At 61.5% G+C, this 25,909-nt stretch carries 24 protein-coding genes; 7 read left to right on the top strand and 17 right to left on the bottom strand.

Features of this window, described 5'->3' with window-relative positions:
* Window positions 1–19 precede the first annotated feature (19 nt).
* Window positions 20–928 carry a catechol 1,2-dioxygenase gene (gene catA / locus P3T17_RS01370; RefSeq protein WP_074263993.1) on the bottom strand — a complete coding sequence of 303 codons (909 nt, stop codon included), beginning with the start codon at window positions 926–928 and terminating at the stop codon, window positions 20–22.
* A gap of 50 nt (window positions 929–978) precedes the next feature.
* Window positions 979–2,136: a muconate/chloromuconate family cycloisomerase gene (locus P3T17_RS01365; protein WP_429404219.1), complete on the bottom strand. Its 1,158-nt coding sequence runs from the start codon at window positions 2,134–2,136 to the stop codon at window positions 979–981.
* A gap of 103 nt (window positions 2,137–2,239) precedes the next feature.
* Here P3T17_RS01365 and P3T17_RS01360 point away from each other — a divergent pair, with 103 nt between their 5' ends.
* The 3 genes from P3T17_RS01360 (at window position 2,240) to P3T17_RS01350 (ending at window position 7,177) form a co-directional block, all read left to right on the top strand.
* Complete coding sequence (locus P3T17_RS01360) at window positions 2,240–3,127, top strand: LysR family transcriptional regulator (RefSeq protein ID WP_074263991.1); 888 nt, start codon at window positions 2,240–2,242, stop codon at window positions 3,125–3,127.
* Window positions 3,128–3,381: 254 nt separating this feature from the next.
* The gene (locus P3T17_RS01355) at window positions 3,382–5,127 is read left to right on the top strand and encodes a methyl-accepting chemotaxis protein (protein ID WP_429405469.1); all 1,746 of its coding nucleotides are present in this window, start codon (window positions 3,382–3,384) and stop codon (window positions 5,125–5,127) included.
* A 307-nt stretch (window positions 5,128–5,434) separates the two neighbouring features.
* Window positions 5,435–7,177, top strand: a complete 1,743-nt coding sequence (locus tag P3T17_RS01350) for a thiamine pyrophosphate-binding protein (RefSeq protein WP_429404217.1) — start codon at window positions 5,435–5,437, stop codon at window positions 7,175–7,177.
* An 80-nt stretch (window positions 7,178–7,257) separates the two neighbouring features.
* Here the strand turns inward: P3T17_RS01350 and P3T17_RS01345 are convergent, their stop codons facing one another.
* The 6 genes from P3T17_RS01345 to P3T17_RS01320 all read right to left on the bottom strand — a co-directional run bounded on the left by P3T17_RS01345 (window position 7,258) and on the right by P3T17_RS01320 (window position 13,230).
* Complete coding sequence (locus P3T17_RS01345; protein WP_074263988.1) at window positions 7,258–7,959, bottom strand: ABC transporter permease subunit; 702 nt, start codon at window positions 7,957–7,959, stop codon at window positions 7,258–7,260.
* Complete coding sequence (locus tag P3T17_RS01340; protein ID WP_074263987.1) at window positions 7,959–8,699, bottom strand: amino acid ABC transporter permease; 741 nt, start codon at window positions 8,697–8,699, stop codon at window positions 7,959–7,961. Before P3T17_RS01340 ends, P3T17_RS01345 begins: the two co-directional genes overlap by 1 nt.
* 55 nt (window positions 8,700–8,754) lie before the next feature.
* Window positions 8,755–9,654 (bottom strand): glutamate/aspartate ABC transporter substrate-binding protein, encoded by a 900-nt coding sequence (locus P3T17_RS01335; RefSeq protein WP_429404215.1) that lies wholly within the window; start codon window positions 9,652–9,654, stop codon window positions 8,755–8,757.
* A 62-nt stretch (window positions 9,655–9,716) separates the two neighbouring features.
* Complete coding sequence (locus P3T17_RS01330; RefSeq protein ID WP_074263985.1) at window positions 9,717–10,457, bottom strand: ABC transporter ATP-binding protein; 741 nt, start codon at window positions 10,455–10,457, stop codon at window positions 9,717–9,719.
* Window positions 10,458–10,528: 71 nt separating this feature from the next.
* Window positions 10,529–11,395 carry an ABC transporter ATP-binding protein gene (locus P3T17_RS01325; RefSeq protein WP_429404213.1) on the bottom strand — a complete coding sequence of 289 codons (867 nt, stop codon included), beginning with the start codon at window positions 11,393–11,395 and terminating at the stop codon, window positions 10,529–10,531.
* A gap of 11 nt (window positions 11,396–11,406) precedes the next feature.
* A complete protein-coding gene (locus tag P3T17_RS01320) occupies window positions 11,407–13,230 on the bottom strand; it encodes an ABC transporter permease (RefSeq protein WP_429404211.1) in 1,824 nt (607 codons plus the stop codon).
* Window positions 13,231–13,459: 229 nt separating this feature from the next.
* Here P3T17_RS01320 and P3T17_RS01315 point away from each other — a divergent pair, with 229 nt between their 5' ends.
* On the top strand, window positions 13,460–14,641 hold the full coding sequence (locus P3T17_RS01315) for an ABC transporter substrate-binding protein (RefSeq protein ID WP_429404209.1): 1,182 nt from the start codon (window positions 13,460–13,462) through the stop codon (window positions 14,639–14,641).
* 58 nt (window positions 14,642–14,699) lie between these two features.
* Here P3T17_RS01315 and P3T17_RS01310 read toward each other — a convergent pair whose 3' ends face one another.
* From P3T17_RS01310 to P3T17_RS01280, 7 genes are all read right to left on the bottom strand, one after another.
* On the bottom strand, window positions 14,700–15,419 hold the full coding sequence (locus tag P3T17_RS01310) for a phosphatase PAP2 family protein (protein ID WP_429404207.1): 720 nt from the start codon (window positions 15,417–15,419) through the stop codon (window positions 14,700–14,702).
* Window positions 15,420–15,839: 420 nt separating this feature from the next.
* Window positions 15,840–16,397 (bottom strand): sugar O-acetyltransferase, encoded by a 558-nt coding sequence (locus P3T17_RS01305; protein ID WP_429405467.1) that lies wholly within the window; start codon window positions 16,395–16,397, stop codon window positions 15,840–15,842.
* Between the two features lie 182 nt (window positions 16,398–16,579).
* On the bottom strand, window positions 16,580–17,881 hold the full coding sequence (gene dmeF / locus P3T17_RS01300) for a CDF family Co(II)/Ni(II) efflux transporter DmeF (protein ID WP_429404206.1): 1,302 nt from the start codon (window positions 17,879–17,881) through the stop codon (window positions 16,580–16,582).
* Between the two features lie 8 nt (window positions 17,882–17,889).
* Window positions 17,890–18,165 (bottom strand): metal/formaldehyde-sensitive transcriptional repressor, encoded by a 276-nt coding sequence (locus tag P3T17_RS01295; protein WP_074263980.1) that lies wholly within the window; start codon window positions 18,163–18,165, stop codon window positions 17,890–17,892.
* A gap of 226 nt (window positions 18,166–18,391) precedes the next feature.
* Entirely contained in the window at window positions 18,392–18,724 is a 333-nt protein-coding gene (locus P3T17_RS01290; protein WP_074263979.1) for a hypothetical protein, read from the bottom strand.
* A gap of 267 nt (window positions 18,725–18,991) precedes the next feature.
* Window positions 18,992–19,837: an oxidoreductase gene (locus tag P3T17_RS01285; protein WP_429405465.1), complete on the bottom strand. Its 846-nt coding sequence runs from the start codon at window positions 19,835–19,837 to the stop codon at window positions 18,992–18,994.
* Between the two features lie 196 nt (window positions 19,838–20,033).
* Complete coding sequence (locus tag P3T17_RS01280) at window positions 20,034–20,657, bottom strand: NADPH-dependent F420 reductase (protein WP_429405463.1); 624 nt, start codon at window positions 20,655–20,657, stop codon at window positions 20,034–20,036.
* A 157-nt stretch (window positions 20,658–20,814) separates the two neighbouring features.
* Here P3T17_RS01280 and P3T17_RS01275 point away from each other — a divergent pair, with 157 nt between their 5' ends.
* Window positions 20,815–21,744, top strand: a complete 930-nt coding sequence (locus P3T17_RS01275; protein WP_429404204.1) for a LysR family transcriptional regulator — start codon at window positions 20,815–20,817, stop codon at window positions 21,742–21,744.
* Between the two features lie 69 nt (window positions 21,745–21,813).
* Here P3T17_RS01275 and P3T17_RS01270 read toward each other — a convergent pair whose 3' ends face one another.
* Window positions 21,814–22,752, bottom strand: coding sequence for an AraC family transcriptional regulator (locus tag P3T17_RS01270; protein WP_429404202.1), 939 nt, complete (start codon window positions 22,750–22,752; stop codon window positions 21,814–21,816).
* 138 nt (window positions 22,753–22,890) lie between these two features.
* On the opposite strand from P3T17_RS01270, the gene P3T17_RS01265 reads away from it, so the two are divergent.
* Window positions 22,891–23,730, top strand: a complete 840-nt coding sequence (locus P3T17_RS01265; RefSeq protein WP_429404200.1) for an SDR family oxidoreductase — start codon at window positions 22,891–22,893, stop codon at window positions 23,728–23,730.
* 154 nt (window positions 23,731–23,884) lie between these two features.
* Entirely contained in the window at window positions 23,885–24,706 is an 822-nt protein-coding gene (locus tag P3T17_RS01260; RefSeq protein ID WP_429404198.1) for a VOC family protein, read from the top strand.
* A 79-nt stretch (window positions 24,707–24,785) separates the two neighbouring features.
* Here P3T17_RS01260 and P3T17_RS01255 read toward each other — a convergent pair whose 3' ends face one another.
* Window positions 24,786–25,886: an NAD(P)H-dependent flavin oxidoreductase gene (locus tag P3T17_RS01255; protein WP_074263974.1), complete on the bottom strand. Its 1,101-nt coding sequence runs from the start codon at window positions 25,884–25,886 to the stop codon at window positions 24,786–24,788.
* Between the last annotated feature and the right edge of the window lie 23 nt (window positions 25,887–25,909).

Raw genomic sequence — 25,909 nt, 5'->3', positions numbered from 1 at the left:
AACGCGGTGGTTGTGCGCCTCAAGCCTCGGCGCGCAAGCGCTCGACTTCGGCGCCCGGCAGGTTATCGCGGTCCTTGAAGAGCGTGAAGTCGAAATCGATCAGCGCAAAGTTGCCGTCCACGCCATACGGTTTGCCTTGCACACCTTCGGCCTGTTTGACGGCCGGCACCAGACCATCGCGCGTGGCGAACGCAAAGTCGTCCCACAGATACGGATCGCCGTCGATGTTGATCTGCGTGGTCAGCTTGCGAAATCCCGGCGCGGAGACAAAGAAGTGGATATGCGCCGGACGATGCCCGTGACGGCCAAGCTGATCGAGCAGCAGTTGAGTCTGGCCTTGCGGCGGTACGCTGTAACCGACCGGCACCACGCTGCGGAAGCTGTAGTTGCCGCTCGCGTCCGTGCGGATCGAGCGGCGCAGATTGAAGGCCGGTTGCGATTTATCGAAGTACGAGTAGTTGCCGAGATGGTTCGCGTGCCACACTTCAACCAGCGCATTCGCGAGCGGCTTGCCGTCTTCGCCCAGCACCCGGCCGCGCATCACCAGCGTCTGACCGGGATCGGTGCCGTCGTCGAGCCGTGCATGGCCATCGGACACCGGCGCGCCGGCCACATAGAGCGGGCCTTCGATCGTACGCGGCGTGCCGCCTTCGATACCGGCTTTCGCTTCTGCTTCGTCGAGACGCAGATCGAGAAAATGCTCGAAACCAAGGCCCGCGGCCAGCAAACCCAACTCGCCGCTCTTGCCCGCATCGCCCAGATAGTTCAGCGCGGTCCAGAATTCGTCGGGCTGCACGTCGAGCTCTTCGATCGTGTAAAACAGATCGCGCACGATACGGTTGACGATCTCCTTGGTGCGCGGATTTCCTTCGCTGGTGGCGCTGTCGTTGATCTTGTTCAGCAGCGCGTCGATGGCTTGCCTGTTCATGGGGTATCTCCTGGTTCAATGTTATGGATGACTAATGTGTTTCAAAAACGCTAGCTCATGGCGACGCTGGCGCCCCTGGACGTATCGCGCCGCAGTCGCTCGATCTTGCTCCAGTCGAGCACGATGCCGAGACCTGGCCCTTCTGGAAGTTGCAGCGAAAAATTCTCGTAGCGCAACGGTTCGGTGAGAATCTCTTCGGTCAGCAGCAAAGGGCCGAACAGTTCGGTGCCCCACTTCAGTTCACCGAACGTACTGAAGAGTTGCGCGGACGCGATCGTGCCCACCGCGCCCTCGAGCATCGTGCCGCCATACAGGTCGATGTCCGCAGCGGCCGCGATCGCCGCTACGTGCGCCGCGCCGGTGAGGCCGCCTGATTGGGCGATCTTCACCGCGAACACATTGGCGCCCCGCTCGCTGGCGATAGCAAACGCATCGGCGGGACCGTGCAGCGCTTCATCAGCCATGATCGGCACATGAGCCAGATCGGTCAGACGTTTGAGACCGGCGCGATTCTCCGCGGCGACCGGCTGTTCGATCAGGGCCACACCGGCATCCGCGAAACGTCGGGCAGCCCAGATCGTTTCGGTTTCGGTCCATGCCTGATTCACGTCGACCCGCACTTCACCGCGTCCTTCCAGCGCGCTCCTTATCGCAACGACGTGCGCCACGTCGTCGGCGAGCGCACGCGCGCCGATCTTCAGCTTGAATACACGATGACGCTTCGCTTCGAAGACACGCTCGGCCTCTTCGATATCGCGCTGCGTGTCGCCGCTTGCGAGCGTCCATGCGACGTCTACCGCATCGCGTACGCGGCCGCCGAACAGTTCGGACAGGGGCACGCCGAGGCGCTGCGCCTGGGCGTCGAACAACGCGGTTTCAACGGCGGATTTGGCGAACCGGTTGCCCTGATACAGCGTACGCAGCTTCGCCATGGCAACGCCCGGCCGGGTCGCATCCATACCTTTTAGCAATGGTGCGAAGTAAGTATCGATATTGACCTTGATGCTTTCCGGGCTCTCTTCGCCATACGCGAGGCCACCAATGGTGGTGCCCTCGCCTACCCCTGACACGCCGTCGGCGCAGCGAATCCGAACCAGCACCAGCGTCTGGTGATTCATCGTTGCAACCGAGAGCCGGTGGGGCCGAATCGTCGGTACATCGACGAGAATCGTCTCGACGCTCTCGATCATCACGGGTGTTGCTATCATTCGTTGCACTCCTGCACTGCTTTGCTGAGGTCTCCATCTTAGGAACAAAGCCACGTAGCAGTCCAACACCGATTCCGACTACTTTCATACCTTAGGGGTATGCATGGAAATTCGCCAACTCCGCTACTTCGTTGCGGTCGCGGAAGAAATGAACATTACGCGGGCCGCGAATCGCCTCCATATGACGCAGCCGCCGTTGAGCCGGCAGATCCAGCAGATCGAGGAAAGCGTGGGGCTCGCGCTGTTCGAGCGTGGCGCGCGGCCGTTGCGGCTGACCGAAGCCGGGCGCATTTTCTATACGCAGGCAAAGCGGCTGATTGGCGAGGCTGACGAGCTTGCACCGCTGACGCGGCGGCTCGCGCAACTGGCCGAGCGGATCGTGATCGGCTTCGTGCCGTCGACGCTATACGGGGCCTTGCCCGCGGTGATTCGCGCGTTTCGCGAAGCGGCGCCGCTGATCGAACTGTCGCTGATCGAAATGTTCACCATCGAGCAACTCGGTGCGCTCAAGGGCGGACGTATCGATGTGGGCTTTGGCCGCCTGCGTTTCGATGACGCGCAGCTTGCGCGCGAAGTCCTCGTCGAAGAACGGATGATCGCCGCGCTGCCGCAAGATCATCCGCTCGCGCGGCAGAAGAAAGCCTTGACGCTCGCCGCGCTTGCGCAGGAGACCTTGATTGTCTATCCGAGCACACCGCGGCCGAGTTACGCGGATCAGCAACTATCGGCAATGCATGATCACGCGCTGGAGCCGAAAGCGGTTCATGAAGTGAGGGAATTGCAGACCGCGCTGGGCTTGGTCGCAGCCCAGGTTGGGGTGTGTCTCGTACCGGAGAGCGTAGAGGGGTTGCGGGCACATGGGGTGGTGTACCGGGCGATTCCGGCAGCGCATGCTGTGTCGCCGATCATCATGAGCCGGCGACTGCAGGATGAATCGCCGGCGACTACGTTGCTCTGTTCGCTGGCGCGGGAGTTGTTTCGCGCAGGATGAGGTGTCGCAATGGCATCGATCCAATCGCTTACAAATTAATAACCTGAAAGCAAAAAGTCAGACGCAATCGTTTGCCAGAAACAATTCCTCTGAAGAATCCATTTCTGTTGCCGTTAACCCTAGTATGAAGCACCCGTCACCCCACCAAGTCCGATCCGGATTGAGCGGGGCAACGGCATTGCCGACTATCCGGCGACGCACGAGCGCCGTTGGATCTGTTTCTTTGTTCGTTTTTTCCACTCGACACAGCGACTATGAATTTCGGCAAGATGAAACTCGGCGCCAAACTGATCAGCGCCTTTATTCTGGTATCCGCCCTTAGCGCCATCGTCAGCGTGATCGGCGTCCGCAATATGGGGCAAATCAGCGCTAACGCGGACACGACCTATCGGCAGGATCTCGTTGGGCTTAATCTGATCCAGCAGGCGAATGCCGATGTGCTGCGGGTCGGCACCTATCTGCGCAACGCCATTCTGGCCTCCACGGCCGACCAGCGGACAGCCTCTCTGGCCCAGGCCGAAAAGGCCCTGGCCTCGGCGCGCGGGCACCTCGATCAGGCCGAGCCCCTCGTCTACACGGAGAAAGGGAAAGCGACCTTCGCCGATCTCGATCAGAGCTGGCACGACTACATTCAGGCCTTCGATGAAATGAAAGGCCGGATCAACGCCGCGGGACTGCAAGATCAGGCCGGTCTGACTGGATATTTATTGGGCGAATATCACGAGAAGGGTTTCAAGACCCTGGTCCTGATGGGCAACCTGGTTGACGTAAAGCAGGCCGACGCACAGGCAACGGCTGGATCTAATGACGCCGTGTACGCCCAGGGCCGCAATCTGATGCTTGTTCTGGTGGCCCTGTCTGTGTTGATCGGCGTGGGAGTCGGTGTCTGGGAGGCGCGCAGTCTCACCCGGCAACTGGGATCCGAGCCGGCCACGGCTGCCGATCTGGCCAGAAGCGTGGCAGCCGGCGATCTCAGCGTCAGCATTGAGCTGCGGCCTGGCGACACCGACAGCCTCATGGCATCGCTGAAGGCGATGCGCGATGCCCTCTCGCAGGTCGTGGCGGAAGTTCGCGAAAACGCCGAGGGCGTGGCCACCGCGAGTGCGCAGATCGCGCAAGGGAATCTGGATCTGTCGAGCCGCACTGAGGAGCAGGCGGCGTCGCTGGAAGAAACCGCCTCGAGCATCGAAGAACTGACTGCCGGGGTCCGTCACAACACGGACAACGCCAGGCAGGCAGCAACGCTTGCCGGTACGGCCTCCGGCATCGCCCAACAAGGCGGCGAGGTCGTCGGGCAGGTGGTTGAGACGATGCGCGAGATCGCCATCAGTTCGACCAAAATGACCGAGATCATCAGTGTGATCGAGGGGATCGCCTTCCAGACCAACATCCTCGCGCTCAATGCAGCGGTCGAGGCGGCTCGCGCCGGCGAACAGGGACGGGGCTTCGCTGTAGTGGCCGGTGAAGTCCGCGCGCTCGCGCAACGCAGTGCGAGTGCGGCAAAAGAGATCAAGGACCTGATTGCCGACTCGGTCAACCGGGTGGAAACGGGCTCGTCACTTGTCGAGCGGGCGGGCGATACGATCAAGCAGATCGTCGACTCGGTCAGGCGTGTCACCGACATCGTGGGTGAAATCTCATCGGCGTCGCAAGAACAGAGCACCGGCATCGAGCAGGTCAACCAGGCCGTCAACCAGATGGATCAGGTCACCCAGCAGAATGCGGCGCTGGTGGAAGAAGCTTCGGCGGCGGCCCAGTCGATGGCCCAACAGGCCCAGGGGCTGCGCAACGCGGTCGCCTTCTTCAAGCTCGACGGCCGTCAAATCGCTTTGCCGCGCGCGAGCGTGCCGCGGAAAGAACCGCGTCGGGCGGAGCCGCAGATTCGTGCGTCTGCCCCTGCGATGTTGCCAAAGCCGACCACGCCCCCCGTTCAGACAGCCAGCAGCAAAGCCGGAATCGCGACGAGCGCCGGTGAGTCTTCCGGCTGGCAGACATTCTGAACGGTCTGAATGCCCAATAACACCTCGCGGTTCTCGCCCCAGCCATTGGGGCAGTCAATGCGAGCGACGTCATAGCCAGCGAAGAGTACTCACGGATGGAGACACGGGTCCGCTGCAAACGGGCCCGACGAAGCAGCACGAGACGCGGTTGCAGCCGACCTGCAGCGCGTTCAGGGCCGTCTCGCCGTCTCCACATGCCGGTTGCCACCGGCTTCGTCACGTTGCTGTCCGATGACCAGACGTGACGACCGGATGAGGGATAGTGAGATCCGATTAACGGTTTCTGCTCGGATCGTACTCGAAAAATATGGAATCACACTCGCTATCAAACGTATCGAAAACGGTTGTGAAGTCGTTGGAGTCGGCAAACATCGACTACGTCTTCATCGTCCCGGGAAAGATGATCTATCCGCTGCTGGACGCCATTGGCAACTCGCCGTCCATTCGCGGAATCATTTGTGCTCATGAGACTGGGAGTGCCTTCATGGCCGACGGTTATGCGCGCGCCAGCCGGAAATTCGGCGTGTGCGTGGCGATTTCCGGGCCCGGCACCATGAATTTCGTGCCCGGTATGGCGGCGGCTCAGGCAGACCGGATTCCCATGCTCTATCTCGCCGGAGGTGTCTCGTCGCGCGCAGAAGGCAAAGGTGCGTTCCAGGACGCTACGCTGAGCGGCATTTTCGAAAGCGGCGTGGTGAGAAGCCTGGTGGGAGATGTCGTCGAACTCAAGAACAGGGAAAATCTGCAGGCCGAAATGCGCCGTGCAACTGACGGATTGAACTGGATGCGTCGGGCGCGATCTTTCGTCAGCATTCCTGTCGATGTTCAGCAGCAGGAAGTTCTGCCGGGCCAGGACGTAACACGGCAACCGTACGATCACGGTGACTTCAATGCATGCGAGGTGCCTGCGAATCGCGCCGCGCTGGATGCCTTGTGCAACCAGTATCTGCTCAAATCGAAGCGGGTCGCCTTCCTGATCGGTAGCCGCGGCAATGACGCAGAAACCGCCAAAGTTCTACTCGAGGTGGCGGAGAAATTTTGCATTCCCGTTGCAACCACCCTGGCGGGAAAAGGCGCGTTTCCCGAGGACCATGTGCTTTCGCTCGGCATCTACGGATTTTCAAGCCATTCGCGGGCCGTTCGCGTGATCAACTCGGACGAACTCGATGCGCTGGTCGTCTTTGGCAGCGACCTGAATCAGCGCGACAGCATGAACTGGACTGAGAAGCTGGCTGCCCACAAGGAGCTGATCATCTTCGACGACAGCTTCGAGGCGCCTGCGACGGGGCACCTTGCGCGCGGCAGAATCTTCTCCGGGATTCGCGCTACATTCCGCTTGCTGGGCCAGATGGACACGGACCGGAGCAGCGACTTTCACACCGTACAGGAAAGAAGAAAAGCGTGGGTCGCCGAGGTCAACCAAACCCCGTTGTACGACCATCAGCTCGAGAGAATCGGTGTTGCGGGTTCAAGCGACGATCGATCGCTTTATCCTGGCGACGTAGTCAAACGTTTGTGTCAACTGCTGCCAAAGGACACCAACGTCGTCGTGGATTCCGGCGCCCATCGGATATACATGGCCCATTATTGGCTCTCGTCGGGTATGGGCAACTATTTTTCCTCCAGCACCCTCGCTCCGATGGGTTGGGCAATCGCCGCCGGCATTGGAGTCAAGCTCGCTGCCCCCGAGCGCCCGTGTGCGGTCGTGACCGGAGACGGATGCATGCTGATGCACGGAATGGAGATCCAGACCGCCGCCCGCTACGGGGTAAAGATACTTTACGTCGTGCTGAATAATTCCGCGCATGGCGCGATCCATATCGACGCGATCAGCAACGGCTCCATTTCGGAGCAATTCACCCGGCTCCCGCGTCACGACTGGACCGCTTTTGCCTCTTCACTCGGGGTTGCGGCGCGTACCGTCGAGCACCTCGACGACCTGGAGCATGCGCTGAACGAGGCCGCGCAATCCGACGGTCCATTTCTGATCGAAGTGGTGACCGGTGTCTTTCCAGCACCCAACCGGTACTACGCGGAATGCGCGGCTTGAATCTGAAAACGTCTGCTGGATAACCATGCGCGCCGGCAATCCGCAGTGCGGCTACGGTCGCGCGGCGGCGGCATGCCGGCTCACAACGTCAGGCTATCCGCAGCGACACCAAGGCGGCGATGCAAACGCTGGACCACGGCCGACATCACCGTGCATGCAACGAAATAGCATGCACCAGCGAACAGGATCAACTCGACCGTCGTCCCATCCCGTGCGCCGACGTTCGATGCGATCGTGAAGAAGTCACCGAGTCCGATCACATAGACCAGCGAGGTGTCCTGAAAGAGGATGATGGCTTGCGTGAGCAGCAGCGGCACCACCGCCCGCAACGCCTGCGGCAGCACGATCAGCAACATGCCCTGCAACGGCGTCATGCCGAGCGCCAGTGCGGCCTGATTCTGTCCCGCTGGGATGCTATTGATTCCCGCGCGAATAATCTCCGCGTAGTAGGCGGCCTCGAACAGCGAGAACGCGATCAGCGCGGACACGCGGCGAATGTCGGTGCTCGCGGGAAGATGCAGCAACGCCTGCAGCAGTTGCGGCGCAACCAGAAAAAAGCCGAGCAGCACGACCAATAGCGGCACCGCGCGAAAAGCCGTCACGTAGGCCCGCGCAAACGCCGCAAGCGGCCGCGAACGCGACAGACGGCACAACGTCAGCAGCACCCCAAGACAAAACCCCGCGATCAGGGCGACCACCGTGATTTCCAGCGTGATATGCAACCCGCGGCTCAGTTCGGGCAAATCCTTCGGGATGACTGACCAGTGGAAGCGATAAGCCATCATCGACCATCCGAACCAAAAGAGAGCCGGACCGACCGCTCGATGCGCCGCCCCGCGAACATGATAATGCCGGTCAGCAGCGCATAGCCCACGACGATGGCGAGGAACGACTCGTACGACTGCGACGTGTAATCGACCATGCGCTGCGCCTGCGCGGTCAGTTCGAGCACACCGATCGTGGAAGCAACGGAGGAGTTCTTGACGATGTTGAGAAATTCGGACGTCAGCGGCGGCACGAGGTTACGCACTGCCACCGGCAACAGCACATAGCGGTAGGTCTGGAACCGGCTGAGCCCGAGCGACAGCCCTGCCGCCCACTGCCCGGCCGGCAGCGCCTGCAGACCCGCGCGCACCTGTTCGCATACACGCGCCGAGGTGAACAGGCCGAGGCAGACAACCGACGCCAGCGCGGCGGATTCCGTGGGCGGCATATGCTTGATCGCGGTGCCAAGGTGTCCCGGCAGCAGTTCGGGAACCGCCCAGAACCAGATGAAGAACTGCACGATCAGCGGGATGTTGCGGAACACCGCCACATAGGTGGCCGAGAACCCGTACAGCCACCTGCCGGGCAGCGTCCGCACGATGCCCATCGCCGTGCCGATCGCCAGCGCGATGATCCACCCCGCCAGCGCGATACCGACGGTCGCTTCCAGCCCGGCGGCAATCCAGCCGAGGTACGTGGTCGGCTCGCCGGTTGCGACAGGCTGCACGAACACCGCCCAATCCCAACGATAGCTCATGCCCGCTCCACGTCATGACGGCCGGGACGACCGGCGAATCGCGCACGCACTCTGGTTAGCTCAGCGGCTTGTCGTTCGGAGTCTTGAAGAGCGTCTTCAGATCGTCGCTCTCCGGCAGATGCAGGTTGAGCCCATTCGGCGGAATCGGCCCGTCGAACCACTTTTTGTACAGCACATCGGCCTGACCCGAGGTCTGCAGGCGTGTGACGGCATCGTCGACCACCTGCTTGAAGTCCGGATCGTCCTTGCGGAACATGCAGCCGTAGGCCTCTCTCGATTGCGGCTTGCCGACGATCACGTAGTCGTTTGCATCGGGCGACTTCGCCCGTTCGCCCGCGAGCATCGCATCGTCGAGCATGAAGGCGTCGGCGCGTCCCGTCGACAGGGAAAGAAACGATTCCGCCACATCCTTCTGCGTCGTGATCGTCATGCCCAGGTTCTGCTCGGTGTTGAGCTTATGCAGGATCGGCTCCGAGGTCGAGCCGGCGTTGGTGACGACCGTGCGCCCCTTGAGGTCGGCGAAGTCCTTGATGCCCGAGTCTTTCTTCGTCAACAGGCGCGTGCCGATGACGAAAATCGTATTGGAAAAAGCCACCTGCTTTTCCCGCTCTACGTTGTTCGTCGTGGTCGTGCATTCGATATCGATCGTGCCGTTCTGCAGCAGCGGAATGCGGTTCTGCGGCGTGATCGCAACCGTGCGCACGTTGAGGTTCGGCAGATTCAGTTTCTTCCTGATGCCGTCGACGATCGCCAATGCGACGTCCTGCGAATAGCCGAGGGGCTTCTGCTGATCGTCGAAATACGAGAACGGCACCACGGCGGGGCGCACGCCGAGGACGACCGTCCCGCTCTCCTTGACTTTCTGTAACGTGCCAGTGCTCTGCGCGTGGGCGGATCCGGCTGCTAGCAGCGAAGCGGCAAGCAGCAATCGAAGCGTTTTCTTTCCAGTCGTCATGATGGTCTCTAGTGGTCTGGTTGGGTGCTGGATGGTCTTGAGTAGTATTGACTGATGTTGATTCACGATGCTGTATTCGCCGCGAGCGGACCGCCAAGATAAGCGTCGCGAATCCGCTCGTCGCCAAGCAACGACTGCGCGTCGCCGGACAGGACCACGCGCCCTGTCTGCAGCACGTAGCCGCGATGCGCGATCTGCAGCGCGAGGCTCGCGTTCTGCTCCACCATGAAGAACGTCACGCCTTGCGCGTTGATGGTACGGATCAGCTCCAGCACGCGGTCGACGTAAAGCGGCGACAAGCCCATCGTCGGCTCGTCCATGCAGACGAGCGAGGGGCGGCTCATCAGCGCGCGCGCCATTGCCAGCATCTGCTGCTCGCCTCCGGACAGCGTACCCGCGCGCTGTGACAGACGCTCTTTCACGCGTGGAAACAGCTCGAGCATGCGCTCGTAATCTTCGTCGATCGCCTTGCGGTCGCGGCGTGTAAACGCGCCCATCAAAAGGTTCTCGCGTACTGTCATGTCGCCGAACAGGCGCCGCGCCTCCGGCACCGAAGCAATACCGCGCCGCACGATCTGTGCGGTCGATAGCCCGTCGAGCGGCTGCGATTCGAATCGTATCGTACCGGCGCGCGGTTTGTGCAAGCCGAGGATCACCTTCATCGCGGTCGACTTGCCGCTCGCGTTGCCACCGAGCAGACAGACGATCTCGTGCCGCGGCACCTCCAGCGTGACACCGAAGTGCACCTGGCTCTGTCCGTAGAACGTATCGATGCCGTCAAGCTTCAGTAAGGGTTCTGCCATGGTACGGTTTATACGGTTCGCGTGGTTTGGATGATTCGCATGCTTCGGTCTGCGAGACACTCGCTCGACATTCACGCCACCGCCGCGCGCTGCGATGCATCGCGGCCGACCTGCCGGTGCCCGAGATAAGCCTCGATCACCGCTGGATCGTTGCGCACTGCATCCGGCGCACCCGATGCAATCTTGCGGCCGTCATCCAGCACGATCACACGGTCGGACAACGTCATCACGAGTTCGAGCTTGTGTTCGATCAGCAGGATCGTCGTGCCCTCGCCTTTCAGTTCCAGCAATAGCGCGAGCATTTCTGCGGTTTCGGACTCGTTCATGCCGGCGGTCGGCTCGTCGAGCAGCAGAATGCGAGGTTGCAGCATCAACGCCCGGGCAATCTCCACGCGTCGCCGGTTTGCGTACGACAGGCTGTGCGCTGGCGAATCGATACGCGGCATCAGGCGGCTGCCGAAACGCGCGAGGATGGCGCGCGCTTCGCCATCGAGCCGCCCCTGTTCGCGGCGCAAGCCCGGCGGCGCAAACAGCGCCCGCAGCAGTTCCGCCACCGCCCCCACGCCTGGCAGTCCGCGCCGCGCCAGTTCGAGCCGCGCGTGTGCACCGATCAGCACGTTGTCGAGCACGCTCAGGTTGCCGAAAACGCGGCCGTGCTGAAACGTACGGGCGACGCCGCGCGCCGCGAAGCGCTCCGGCGCGAAGCCGGTCACATCTTCGCCGTCGAAGCGGATCACGCCTTCGTCGGGGACGTCCGCGCCGCTCAGCAGATTGAAGAGCGTCGATTTGCCGGCGCCATTCGGACCGATCACGCTAACGCATTCGCCACGCGCGACAGAGAAACTCACATCCGCCACGGCCGTGACGCCATCGAAACGGCGCGTCACGCGCCGCACGTCGAAGAGAATGTCGGGGGATGTCCCGGCCGGATGATCCATCGCCGCCTCCATCACACGGTGCCGAACAGGCCCTGCGGCCTGAAGCGGACTAGCAACAGCAGAACGATGCCGTAGACCAGCATCCGGTACTCGGCGGCAAAGCGGAACAGTTCGGGTAACCCGATGAGCGCCGCTGCACCGGCAATCGCGCCGATCACGTTGCCCAGGCCGCCGAGCATCACCATCGTCAGCGCGAGGATCGACACCTGCGAATCGAAGGTCTGATAGTTGATGTAGCTGTACTGATGCGCGGCGATCGCACCCGCGACACCCGCAGCGAGACCGCCAAAGGCGAACGCCATCGCCTTGTAGCGATTCGGCCGGATGCCGTAGGCGCGCGCCGCGACGTCATCCTCGCGGATGGCCCGCCATGTGCGCCCCAGATGCGAATGCAGCAGACGGACCTGAACCAGTGCAAAGCCGACCAGGACCGTCAGCGTGAACCAGTAAGCGGAGCGGGCGTCGTCGAGCGTCCAGCCGAATAGCGACAGCGGCGGGATGCCGGAGACGCCGATCGGTCCGCGCGTCAGGCCATCCCAGTTCAGCACCACGAGACCGACAATCTCGCCGATGCCGAGCGTCGCGATCGATACGTAATGGCCGCGCAGGCGGAACGACGGGTACACGAGCAATGTACCCAGCACCGCGGTCAAGGCGCCCGCGAGCGGAATCGTCACCGCCGGCGACCAGCCGAGATCGACCGACAGCAAGCCCGACGCATAAGCGCCGATCAGTAGCAGCGCCGCGTGCCCGAGCGAGATCTGCCCGACCGTGCCCGCCACCAGCGTCAGGCTCAGCGCGAGCAGGCCGTAGATCCAGCCGTTGGTAAGCGTCTGCAGCACATAGGCCGACGGCGCCACGAACGGCAGCGCAAACGCCGCCAGCACCAGCACGATGAGCACTGATCGCGGCAGCTTCAGCGCCAGCCGGTTCGACAGGAAGGTGCCCGTAAGCGGCTCGGGCGGCAGCCGGCGGTTCGAGCTGAACAGACCATTCGGGCGCCAGACCAGAAACGCGAGCAGCAGTACGAAGGCGAACAGATCGCGGTAGCTCGTGCCGAACATGGCGACACCGTAACTCTCGACGAGGCCCAGCAGCAGGCTGCCCGCGATCGCGCCGGGCACATTGCCGAGGCCGCCGATCAGCAGGGCGACGACACCCTTGAGCGTCGCCTGGAAACCCATCGAAGGGTCGATGCTGTTGTAGTACATACCGACGAGCAGGCCGCTCAGGCCGCCGAGCGCACAGGCGATGGCAAACACCGTGCGATTCACCGCGTTCACGTCGACGCCCATCTGCTGCGCCGCGTCGCGATCCTGCGCGGTGGCGCGCACCGCCCAGCCGAGCCGCGTGTAGCGCAGAAACGCGTAGAGTATGCATGCCGCGCCGCCGCCGATCAGCGCAATCAGCGCGTCCAGTGAGCCGATCGTCGCGCCGCCTATCACAACCGTCCAGTTCGGCAACGCAGCCGGTACAGGGCGGGGATCGGGGCCGAACACCAGTTGCGCGAGCTGGTCGAGCACGAAACTGATGCCGATCGTAGCGAGCAGCGGCGCAATGCGCGCCGCGCCCTGCAGCGGCCGCAGGCCGATGCGCTCGATCGCAATGCCGAGCAGCGCGCAGGCCGCGATCGTCGCCGCGAACGCAACCGGTAACGGCAACGCCAGCCTCGTCAGGCAGAACCAGCCGACGAACGCCCCGATCATGTACACCGAGCCGTGGGCGAAGTTGATCAGATGGGAGACACCGAAGATCAGCGCGAGCCCCACCGCCAGCAACGCATAGATGTTGCCGACGATCAGTCCGTTGATGGTGTATTCGAGCCACGCGCCCATAGCGATTTCATTCCCCTTTCGTGACGCAGCGGGCCGCAAACCGTCCATCTAAACACGAGGAAAAAAACCCGCCAACCAAGATTCGCGCGAATGCTTATTCTTTTTGGTCTGAAATACTTATGTGCCTACGCTGCGGCGCGAATATCGATATCTGAATCGATTCGTTGAGTACACGCCGCCCGCATCGCAGACTCGTTGTTTTGCCTCGAACTTGCGGAGAGATGTTCTCATGAACCTGTTGCGTACGAGCGGCTCGCGCCGTCAACTGCTGCGCTGGCTTGCAGCTTCCACCCTCGCCATTGGCGTTTTGCACGCGCCGTTCGCGTCAGCGGGCAGCGCAACCGGTACGCCGGTGTACTTCGGCGTGAGCGGACCGCTGACGGGGCCCAATGCCCAGTACGGCGCCCAATGGAAAGCTGGCTTCGACCTCGCGCTGGACGAAATCAACGCGGATGGCGGCATCAACGGTCATCCGCTGCAATATGTCTTCGAAGACAGCCAAAGCGACCCACGGCAAGCCGTGACGATCGCGCAAAAGTTCGTCTCCGATCCGCGGATCCTGATCGAACTCGGTGATTTCTCCAGCCCCGCTTCGATGGCGGCATCGCCGATCTATCAGCGCGCCGGTCTCGTCCAGCTCGGTTTCACGAATTCGCATCCGGACTTTACCAAGGGCGGAGACTTCATCTGGAGTCCATCGGTCAGCCAGGCCGACGCGCAGCCGTTGATCGCGGATCTCGCCGCGAAAGAAGGCCTCCATCACGTCGCGGTGCTGTACCAGAACACCGATTGGGGCCGTGCAAGCAAGGATGTGTTCGTCAAGGCTGCGGCCTCGCGTGGCGTTCAGGTGGTCGCGGCAGAAGGCTATCAGACGACCGACAAGGACTTCCGCGCCACGCTCGTACGCGTGAACGGCGCGCATCCGGACGGGCTCGTGCTGATCTCCTATTACGCCGACGGCGCGCAGATCGTGCGGCAGGCGCGCGAGAGCGGCATCCACCTGCCGGTGGTCGCCGCGGGTTCGGTGTACTCGCCGAAATTCCTCGAACTGGGCGGCGACGCGGTGAACGGGGTAGCGACCAATACCAACTTTTTCCCCGGCGATCCGCGCCCTGAGGTGCAGCGCTTCGTGCACGGCTTCGAGGCGAAATATCATCGCGAACCGGATGCGTTCAATGCGTTCGCGTATGACGCCACCATCATTGCGGCCTACGCGCTGCGCACGGGCGGCCTCGATCGTAAAGGCGTGAGGGATGCGCTGCCGAAACTGCACGACGTGCCGAGCGTCGTGTTCGGCAAGGCGAACTTCGATCCGAATACGCGTCGGATTGCCGGCGTGAAGAGCATTGACCTCGTGGTGCGTAATGGGCAGTGGGCTGAACTCGGCAACTCGACCGTCGCGGCGAAGTAATTATTCGCCGAAAGCTGCGGTTGAAGCGCTAACTATCCTGGACGCGGGTGATACAGCGTTATCCGTGAAGCACATGTCGAAAGATGGATTGCGCAAGCTCCCGCGGCTCGTCGAACGTGGTCGCAAGCTCAAACAAGATGACAAACAAGCCCGCATACGAAAAGTTTGGATACCTATCGATGAGTCGAACGATGGCCGGCGCAAATCGCTCCATGATCGGTTTTCGCGTTACAACACACGTAACGCTAACGCCAAGGAGAATTCCGGCCAGAACATCGCTCGGATAATGCAGGCCCAGATAAACGCGCGGAAGACAGATAAGAAAGACACATTGCAGAAGCGCAAGCACGCCCATCCATCTGGAGACGAGAAAGATGCCGATCGCGACGGCAGACCACAGCATCGCATGGTCGCTCGGAAACGAACTCCAGGTCCGAAGAACTGCTTCCGGAGTGGCGGCTATTGGAAACGTAAGGAGCAGGCTGCTGTCGTAGAGCGGTCTCTGGCGGAAGGGCAAATAGTGCGCCAGAACTCTGCCAATGAAAAGTGCCAGCACACCGCTCAGGACGGTGGCGATGACCATTTCCCGTTGCCACTGCCGGCGCTCGCTTGTGTCGAACCAGATGGCACACAGCATGGCTAATGGCAGCACGCCTTTGAACAGATAGAAGTCCGCAACGTGACTGACCGCATGACCGTAAGTCGCTGAGTGCATCGCACCGTGCGTCAGGAAGGTCAGTATCGCCGAGTCAAAGCCGTTGATGAATTGACGGAGCATATTGGTTTACGAATCGCCTGCTTGTTGGAATTATGGTGTACGGGAATGGAGCGCACGGCAGGCACCCGCCCCCGAGGTGAGCCGCTTTTTCCGGACCAGCCGGAACCTGCCGCAATTAATGCACTTTGCAATCCGTTACTACGTTTGCGAGCGCACACACGTTCACAAAATGATCACAGGTACCCGCGAAGTCTGCGGCCGGCAGCACAATACTTGGTTCTGCGACATAGTTTGTAAACAGGTTGGGCAACGCTGATTGGCGCTTTGCGCTGATTACATGACGCAAGCAATATGTAATAGACGCAGCAGTCGCGCGAACGTCGATTCGTTCGGCCAGTCCGCACTATCGCGCACTGCCAGGTTTCTCGCCGATCCTTGAAGGATTTCCTGACACCCGAATCGACCTCTTGCAGACGCTCCTCAGTCAGCAATCGAACGAATGACCCTCGCCGGATTTCCACCTACGAGCGTATTCGGGGGGACGTCCCTCGTAACGACTGACCCTGCAGCAACCACCGAGTTCTCGCCTACCGTTACGCCACCGATGATGGTCGCGCCGGCGGCGATCCAGACGTTTTTCTCAATCACGATGGGCTTTGCGATTACGCCGGCGCGCCGCTGGGAAGGTTCAATGGGATGGCCAGACGTGATGATGCTCACATTCGGCCCAATCATCACATCGTCGGCGATGTCGAGTCCGCCAAGGTCATAGAAAGTGCAATTCTGATTGATGAAGACGTTGCGCCCGACATTGATATCGACCCCGCCGGTTGTGTAGAACGGAGGGATCAATATGAAACTTTCGTCCACCTTCTTGCCGATGAGATCGCTGAACAAGGCCCGGACTTCGTCGGCATCGTTGAGCGTCAAACGGTTGAGCGTCGCGGTGATCGCCATCGCTCGTTTGACGTTTGCTGACATGGCCGCTGATTCTGGAGTTCTTCTGGGAATCAGTTTGGCGCGGTCGTCATTTGGCATTGGTGAGTTTCCTTCTTTGCTGTCGAGCTGGCGGTCGGCGGAGGACGGTTGCTGTGCGGTCACATTGCTCAGCCCAATGTTACGAATCAAGCGTTTCGCCTGAAGCTCAGTGAGCGCCGTCAAAAGCTCTTCGATTCTTCGATGTCACCCTCAGTCGGCGCTGGTGACTTGACTGCCCGGTGTCAGGCCGCCGCCTGTAACGGTTGGACCTCAACAGTGACGTGAGACAGCCCCTTGAAGCGCCTAAGCACCGCATGATAGAAGCGCGAGTCTCGCTGGGTTTCATCTGTTGCGACTGACACCACGGCGCTCATGTGACCAGGGCCGACCCGCCATACATGCAGGTCGACCACCCTGTCGCCGCGGTCCTCGATCGCGTGACGCACGTTCTCCGCCATGCGACGGTCGGGGTTCATGTCGAGCAGGATCGCACCCGTGTCGCGCATCAGGCCGTACGACCAGTTTGCAATCACCAGCGCGCCGATGACACCGGCGAGTGGGTCCATCCAGAGCCAGCCAAATGCGCGTGCCAGTAAGAGACCGATGATAGCTAGCACTGAGACCGCCGCATCCGCCATCACATGGATATAGGCGGACCTGATGTTATGGTCGCGCGTCGCTGCTTCATGCTCGTCGTCGTGGGATTCATGTTCTTCGAATTCGACTTCGTGCTCGCTGTCCGGCATTCTCACGATGACCCTGAAGGCGTGCGGCTCAGGAATATCTTCCATCGATTCCAGATACCCGCCACGGTCCGCCATCGCGAATACCTGCTCTGTCCCATCGGGCCGCACCGTCGTAACGGAAACGGCAGAGGCATGCAGCCGCGAACCGTCCGTCGCTGGCGCAATGCGGAAAACGGGTGGCACGCCGTCCTCAAAGATGGAAACGGCAAACACGCCGGATGAGGCGAAAATCGTCTTCACTTCCGTTTCGTGGGCGTGGTCATCATGACCATGACCATGCCCATGGCCGTGTCCGTGGCCGTGTCCATGGCTATGACCGTGGCTATGTCCGTGATCGCCGCCGCTCAGCAGCCACACGCTCGCCAGATTGACAAGCAGGCCGACCACCGCGATGGGAATGGCTTCACCGAAATGAATGGATACCGGTGACAGAAAGCGCGAGACCGCCTCGTAGCCAATCAGCACCGCGATCATCGCGAGCACGATGGCACTCGTGAACCCTGCGAGGTCACCAAGTTTGCCGGTGCCGAACACGAAGCGGGTGTCGCTGGCATGCTTACGCGCGTAGGTGTACGCAAGCGCTGCAATCAACATCGCGCCGGCATGCGTCGACATATGCAGACCGTCGGCGACGAGCGCCAACGACCCAAACATACTGCCGCCGACAATTTCAATCAGCATCATCGCGCTGCACAGTGCAATCACGGCCCACGTCTTGCGCTCGTTCTTTTCGTGACCGGCGCCCAGAAAGATGTGGTCATGTCCTGCGCCGAATGCAGCGTCTTTGAAATCGCTCATCTTTAACTCTACTTGAAATAGCTATGAACAACTTCGATGAGTTGTTCCGTTGCGCTGGCGCCACCCTCCTCGCCGTTTTCGGCGTCGACAAGGTGGTTCCTGATGTGGTCTTCCAGCACAACCGCCAGCAGACCGTTCATCGCTCCTCGACAACTCGTGATCCGTTGCAGCACGTCGGAGCAACCGTGCTCTCCCTCGAGCGCCCGCTCGATGGCTTCAACCTGTCCCTTGATGCGGCGGACCCTATTAAGAAGCTTCTGTTTTTCCTGGATTGTGTGACTCACCGTGCGCCCTCCGAATACCCCAGTGGGGTATGTAATAGCCGCAAGTGTAGCATAGGGGGTAGGGGTATCTGTACGATTGGCGCGCCGCAAGCCGCCACGAAGTGCCAATGGAAAAACAAAAAGCCGCTGTCCTTGAGGGCAGCGGCCTTTCTTACTACTGTGGAAAATTAAGAACCCGCAGTTCAGATCTACAGATCTCGTGCAGTTAGTTTGTCATCCTTAGTTTTTACTGTTGCCCTGCAGCCGGCGACACTACGCTCGGGGTCGCCAGCGTGTTATTGGTCTTGGGAGCGCTGATGCCAGACGTCGAGTTGCCATTTGTACCATTCGGCAGGCCCGAGTTCGGCGCACCGGCGGCCATGCCGCTGTCCGAATTGTTGACGCCCGGCGTGCCGTAGCCGCTGGTTGAATTATTCATCTGGTTCACCTGATTCGCAGGGCTAGCGGTGCTGCCCGACGTACCGCCACCGCTCGAGCCTCCGGCCGCCTGTGCATAAGCGCCGCCCGACAGCGTGAGTGCGGCCACGGCCGCGATTAATGTGCTGGTTGCCTTATTCATGATCCGTCCCTCCTTGATTGGGCTGGAATATAGACGCAGACGGTCGCCGCCTGCTTGACTATGAATGCAGCAAGCACCGTGCCGCGCGACCGGAATCCACGCGAAGGCGCTCACGCGGCCAGCATGCGCAATTGAATGTCAGGAGACCGTGATAACTGGCGGCCAAGGCGACATGACCGCTAGATACCAGGGACGATGTAAAACTTCTACTACGCACTCTGCAGGACACGGGCGTGAGAAAAGCACATCGCGATACCGTGCGCGACATCAGTCAGGAAAATCCGCGCCGATAGTCGTGGCTTCCCAGTTATTCAAATCGTTCTGCAGCCTGCCCAGTTTCGTTCGGACTGCTTCCAACCCGGGTTTGCCCAAAACAAGATTCGATGGCGGCACCTTTGCTTCGACGGCGGCGATGATCGCCTGTGCGGCACGTGCGGGATCTCCCGGTTGCCGCCCGCTATCCGCCGCCACTTGCGCGCGGCGCTTCCCGGCGATAGATGCGTACGCGTCGATCGACCGGCGCGTCTGCTTGAGCGACCGCCCCGCCCAGTCGGTCCGGAACGGCCCCGGCTCGACCGTTGTCACTTTGATGCCCAGCTCGGCAGTCTCACGCGCGAGGGCTTCTCCAAGCCCCTCCAGCGCGAACTTGGTAGCGGCGTAATAACCGCTGCCCGGATTACCGACCAGTCCCCCAACCGAGGTGATATTGACGATGTGTCCCGCTCGCTGCTCCCGCATCAAAGGCAATACGGCTTTGATCGTACTGACTGCGCCAAAAAAATTGACCTCGAACATGGCGCGTACTTCGTCATCTTCACCTTCTTCAACCGCTGACAGATAACCATAGCCTGCATTGTTCACGAGCACATCGATGCGCCCAAATGCAGCCTTCGCCTGCGCAACGGCTGCGGTCACGCCCTCGGGCGAGGTCACATCAAGTTTGAGTGACAGGGCGTGTTCGGGGTGTGCGCTCGCCAGGTCGGCGACCGTATCAGGAGCGCGCGCAGTGACGACAGCACGCCAGCCACGCGCGAGTACAGCCTGTGCAATTTCCCGACCGAAGCCGGTCGAACAGCCAGTAACGAACCAGACGGGAGAAGTGGAAGAGTCGATCGCCATGGTAGTCCTCGGTGAGGGCTGGCGCGACGGGCCACACCGCGATTCGGGGCGCGCATCGGCCAGCGGAGAATGAGCTTGGAGAATATCGCAACATGGGAAAGTCCGCGCTCCGCTGGGGATTTCCGCGCGCGGCCGATACAGTCGCACCGTGTCATTCCATCCGGCGACAGCACGCCGCGCCCCGCACCGACTACTCCAGTTTGACGAGATTGTGCACCGGCAACGGGCCGCCCGGGATTTGAACCAACTGGCCTCCCGCCACGAGCGAGCCCAGATCGATACCGAAGAAACCCAGCCGCTCGATCAGCCGGCTCACTGCCGCTTTCGCCTGTGCGTCGTCTCCCGCGACGAACAGTACCCGGCGTCCGCCTTCGGCCTGTGGATCGTCGGAGATGAGGTGCGCCGGCAGATGACTGAACGCCTTCACGACGCGCGCGCCCGGCACGTGTTCCGAAAAGATTTCGCTCGACGTCCGGCCATTCAGTTCGGCCGGCTTGAACAGCGGCGCTTCGATCGGGTTGTTCGCGTCGATCACGATGCGTCCGCCGAAATCCGGCAGGCCAGCCAGCGCGGCCGGCAGCTTCGACCAGTTGACTGCGACAAGGACGACGTCCTGCGCGGCCGCCTGTTCGCGCGTTCCCGGCGTGATCGTGGGACCGAGCTCGCGCGCGAGGTCTGCGAGCGAAGCCGGGCCCCGGCTGTTCGCGATGATGGCTTCCAGACCTTTGCCCGCCAGCGCTTTCGCGAACGCGGACCCAATGGCGCCTGCTCCGATGATACCGATGGTGCTCATATCGATGCTCCTGGTGAAGATTGATAAATCAGGTGGTAAAGCCGCCGCCGGTGCCGGCAAGGGGAAGGATGCGAGGCTCGCTCCCGGCGCTATGTGAACGAATCTTGCCGCCTTTATTGCCTAATGATTAGCCGGGAATCGCTTGAATTATTTTCAATCAATGCTTTAAGATTCCCGTATGGAAACCCTCGCCAACCTCGAGTCGTTTGTCCGCAGCGCCGAAACGGGAAGCTTCTCCGCAGCTGCGCGGCGCCTCTCGCTGACACCCGCTGCGGTCAGCCGGAACGTTGCGTTGCTCGAACGCAATCTGGGCGTGCGCCTGTTCCAGCGCTCGACACGCAAGCTCACGTTGAGCGAGGCGGGCGAGCGCTTTCTCATGGAAATCGGCGGCAACCTGGAGGCGCTGCAGGCGGCCATCGCGTCCGTCTCGAACGATCGCAGCGAGCCCGCCGGCGTGCTGAGGGTCAGCATGGCGCCAACGTTCGGTATCACGTACGTCATGCCGCTGCTGCCGGCATTCCTCGTACGCTATCCGATGATTCGGCCGGACTGGCAGTTCGAGAACCGGCCGGTTGACCTGATTGAAGAGGGATATGACGCAGCACTGGGTGGCGGCTTCGACCTCGCACCGGGCGTCGTGTCGCGCCCGTTGGCGCCTGCGCATCTCGTGGCGGTTGCGTCTCCGGCTTACATGGCTGGCCGCAAAAAACCGGGCGATCCCCGCGATCTCGAGGGCCTCGACGGCATCGTGATGCGCTCGGGCCGCACGGGCCGCGTGCGCCATCGCAACATGCGTGACGCGGCGGGCAATGAGATGCCCGCGCGGCTTGGCGAGAACATTATGGTCAACGACCCGGCGGCGATGCGCGAAGCGGCGATTCTCGGACTGGGTGTAACGCTGCTGGCCGTGTCAGACGTGCTGGCCTCGATTGAGCGGGGAGAACTCGTGCGCTTGCTACCGCGCTGGTACGCGGACGCCGGGGCAATCTCGATCTACTACGCGACGCGAGCGCTGCTGCCGGCGAAGACACGGGTTTTTGTCGACTTCATCGTCGAGGCGTTCGAGCGGGAGCGGTTAGCCGAGAGGTTTGCGGGCAGCCTCAAATGAGTCGCGCCGGGTAGGTTGCTAGCTGACGGGAACGGCCTGGTAGCGGACGTCGTCGGTCACACCGTGCAGCTAAGCCCCATGCCCAGTCGCAACTTCCTTCACCGCCTGTACCCGAAAGTCCTTCGGCGAGCGTCCGACGACACGCCTGAAGGCATTGCTGAACGCGCTCTCAGAGCCGTAGCCGAGCGAGCGTGCCAGCACATTGATGTGCGTGCGGCTCTCGAGAAGAGCGCGCTGTGCAAGGTGCATCCGCCATTTCGTCAGATACGAAAGCGGTGACATTCCCGCGACCGTCTTGAAGTAAGCGGCAAACGTCGCGCGAGACATCGACGCGGCTTGTGCCAGCTCCTGAAGTTGCCACACGCGACCAGGGTCCCCATGCATCAGCTGGAGCACCGGCACGAGACGCTTGTCGCTCAGGACGCGCAGCCAGCCGGCAGGCTGGAATCCGCCCGCCTCGAAGTGCGCCCGCAGTATCTGGATAAACATCAGATGCGCAAGTTCATTCGACGCAACGTGCGCTCCGGGAAGCGCGTCTTGCCGCTCCCGCACGAGTTGATCGAGCAGCCAGCGAAGAGCCTGCGCCTGGCTCGATGTCCCGCGCACGTGAATCAGCGGCGGCAACGCGTCTAGCAGAAGCTGGCTGGACGCGATGTTCAGTTCGACCTTGCCGCCGATCATGAAAAACTCGTCGCCGTCTCCGTGATGAACCATGTTGCCGACACGGCCTTCGAGGACTTCGTCGAGATCGACGCGCTCCGCTTCCAGGTCGCTGCCGAGGACATGTGAGCGCGGCTCACAGAGCAGAAACACGTCGCCGCTTTCGATACGAATGGGAGCCGTGTCGCCTTCAAACAGCATCCAGCAACTGCCCCGTGCCACGCCCCAGAACTTGACCGTATTCGCTCGCGGGAAATTGATTGCCCAGGCGCCGCCGGCAACCAGTCCACCCGAAATGACGGACCGCGCGCCCATGAGGCTCAGAAAATCGGAGAAGGGATCGATCATGATCGTCAGATTTTGGCGCAAGAAATGCCGACTTTCAAGTATTCAAAATCTGAGATGCGAGTCTTAAGCTTCGTTGACTGCCTGGCCCATTGTCAGACGGAATCGTAACCCGATCAGATCGGAGAGGATCTCAACATCATGAAGCGCAGCTGGTTTATCACTGGAGTCAACAGCGGTTTCGGCCGTCTTATGACAGAGCAACTGCTTGCTCGAGGGGACCGCGTCGCCGGTACGGTACGTAACCTGGATTCGATGGCCGATCTCAAGGCACGCCATGGCGATGCGCTGTGGCTTGCCAGGCTCGATTTGACAGACACCTCCGCGATTCGTGAGGTCGTCGACCTTGCGTTTCGCGAACTTGGACGCATCGATGTCGTGGTGAGCAACGCGGGATATGGGTTATTCGGCGCGGCCGAGGAAATGACAGACGAACAGATCGCCCACCAGATCGACACGAACCTGCTTGGCTCGATTCAAACCGTTCGCGCGGCGCTTCCTCATCTGCGACACCAGGGCGGTGGACGGATTATCCAGCTGTCCACGATAGGTGGGCAGGCGGTGTTTCCCGGAGGATCGCTCTACCATGCGGGCAAATGGGGGATCGAGGGATTCATTGACGCAGTCGGGCTGGAGGTGGCCGTGTTCAACATTGGTTGCACGCTGGTCGAACCGGGCGGCGCGCGCACGAACTTTCGCTATCACAGCGCCAGGCTCTCGCCAAAGCTCGAGGCCTACGATGTGTCACCGGCACGCATGGCGCATCGGACCATCGAGGAAGGAACCAGCCAGCCGATCGGCGATCCGGTGAAGATGGTCGAAATCATGATTGCCAGCGTCGATCAGAACCCTGCTCCCAAACGTCTGGCGCTGGGGAGTGATGCGTATAACGTCATGCACAAGCAACTGAGCGACCGTCTCGCTGCGCTGGAAGCACAGAAAGATCTCGCGTTTTCGACCGATTATCCGGCAGGCTCGTAGCATTGCCGCGAGGGGGGGAATCCGCGACAGCGCTCGATCATGCCCTCTCGCACCACCTCGGCCGCATTGCACTTTTCGCTTAACACGAATTGACTGGCGGCCTCTTTTCGCCGAGACTTTTCGCCACGTTGGCCCACATCACTCTCCTCACGCGATGACTCTTTCCCTTGACCACGTTGTAATTCGTGTGCGCGATTTCGAGCAGACTATCGCCGACTACAGCGAACTGGGTTTTACCGTTCAGCGCGGCGGTACACACGCCGACGGAGAAACGCACAACGCGCTGATCGGTTTCGAGGACGGCAGCTACTTCGAGTTGATTGCGTTTCTGCGCAACGCGCCCGAGCATCGCTGGTGGGATGAGGGCGATCGGGCCGGCGACGGACTCGTCGATTTTGCGCTGCTGCCGGAATCGGTACAGGCCGTCGTCGATGGTGCGCAGCAGCGCGGGCTTAGCTATGAAGGACCCATCGACGGTGGGCGGGTACGGCCAGACGGCGAACGCCTCGTGTGGCAACTGGGAAAACCGGCGACGCCCGATCTGCCGTTTCTTTGCGGAGACATCACGCCTCGCCATTTGCGCGTAGCCGAAGGCGAAGTGCGCAACCATCCCAATGGCGCGCGCGGCATATCGGCCCTCAAGATCGCCGTTCGCGATCTCGACACCAGCATCGGCCGGTACCGCGCACTGCTGGGCGAACCGCTTCAGATACAGCGGTCGGCATTTCCCGATCACGGCGTTTCGTTCGCAAGCTTTTCGATCGGCGCGACAACGCTTACGCTACTGACGCCCTCGGGTGGCGCAAACGGAGCGGCTCTGGCGGCTCAGGTCGAGAGCCGTCTGGCATTGCGTGGCGAAGGCGTGTTCGGGATTGTGCTGCACGGTGCGGGAAGTGCGGCTCCGCGTCTGCTGCCGCTCGACCTGACGCACGGCGTCGATCTCGAACTGCTGTCCGCGAGCGACGCCTTGGCATAAGGTTCGACGTGGGCGGCGTTTAAGCACGCGGTGTCAGAAAACGCCTTCGTGCTTCACGCGTGATGCCGGAGGCGAATCCTTATCCGCCAACCTGTTGCAATTGCCTGATGCTTTCTCGCAGTTCGCTCTCCAACTGGGCGAACAACTCTGCCGCGGGTAACGATCTGGCGAGCGCCGCCGCCTGCCCCGCCCACTGCGCACCATAGCCGAATTCTCCCTTCGCTTTGGCTGCCGCGTGAAGTGCTTTTCCTGCATCGTAGGCAATCGGATACGCCGGCGGCTGCGGGGCGCCTACGTGGTCTTCCAGTTCCGTGAAGCGGTTCACCATGCTTCGCGCCACGCGTCCGGAGATGGCTTTCGTGAACGTCGTATGGCGCGCCGACTCGCCAAGCATCGCACGCCGGTAACCATCGTCGATCGATGTTTCCGGGCAGGCCACAAAAGCCGTTCCGAGTTGAGCCGCCTGAGCGCCCAATGCAAGCGCAGCGGCAATCCCCGCACCGTCCATGATGCCGCCTGCGGCGATCACCGGCAGAGGGAATTCCTTGACCAACAGACGCGTCAATGCAAACGTGCCCAAGCGGTCGTCGCGCGCATCCGGATCGAAGACGCCGCGGTGGCCGCCGGCTTCGATGCCTTGCGCGACGATTGCGTCCACGCCCGCCGCTGCGACCTGCGCAGCTTCCTGCAGATTCGTCACCGCAGCGAGCAGCCTGATCCCCGCGTTCTTAAGTGCGCCGATCACTTCCGCGGACGGCAGGCCAAAGTGAAAACTGACGACCGCCGGTTTGTCCTCGAGGAACACGTCCAACATGGCCTCGTCTGCGACAAAGCTCGTGTAGATCTCCGACAGCGACGCAGGCGGCTTCGCTCCGTATTGCTCGAACTGCGGCGCGAGCCAGCTCAACCATTGTTGCTCCACCGCTGCGTTTGACGTCGCAGGGCTGTGGCAGAACACGTTGATATTGAACGGTTTCGCGGTCAGTGCGCGGGTTTCCGCGATCACCTTGCGCGCACCCGCTGCGTTCATTGCGCCAACGCCGAGCGAGCCAAGGCCACCGGCATTCGAAACGGCAGCTGCCAGCGCCGGTGTGCTCACACCGGCCATCGGCGCCTGAATGATGGGCTTTTCGATGCCCAGCAGGCGCAGCAGCGATTGCTTGTCCGTCTGGTTAGTCATCTCACATCCTCGTTGAAATCTGG

The sequence above is a fragment of the Paraburkholderia sp. GAS82 genome, from assembly GCF_050436285.1.
Lineage (GTDB): Bacteria > Pseudomonadota > Gammaproteobacteria > Burkholderiales > Burkholderiaceae > Paraburkholderia > Paraburkholderia phenazinium_B.
This window is presented reverse-complemented; position numbering and strand designations above follow the sequence as displayed.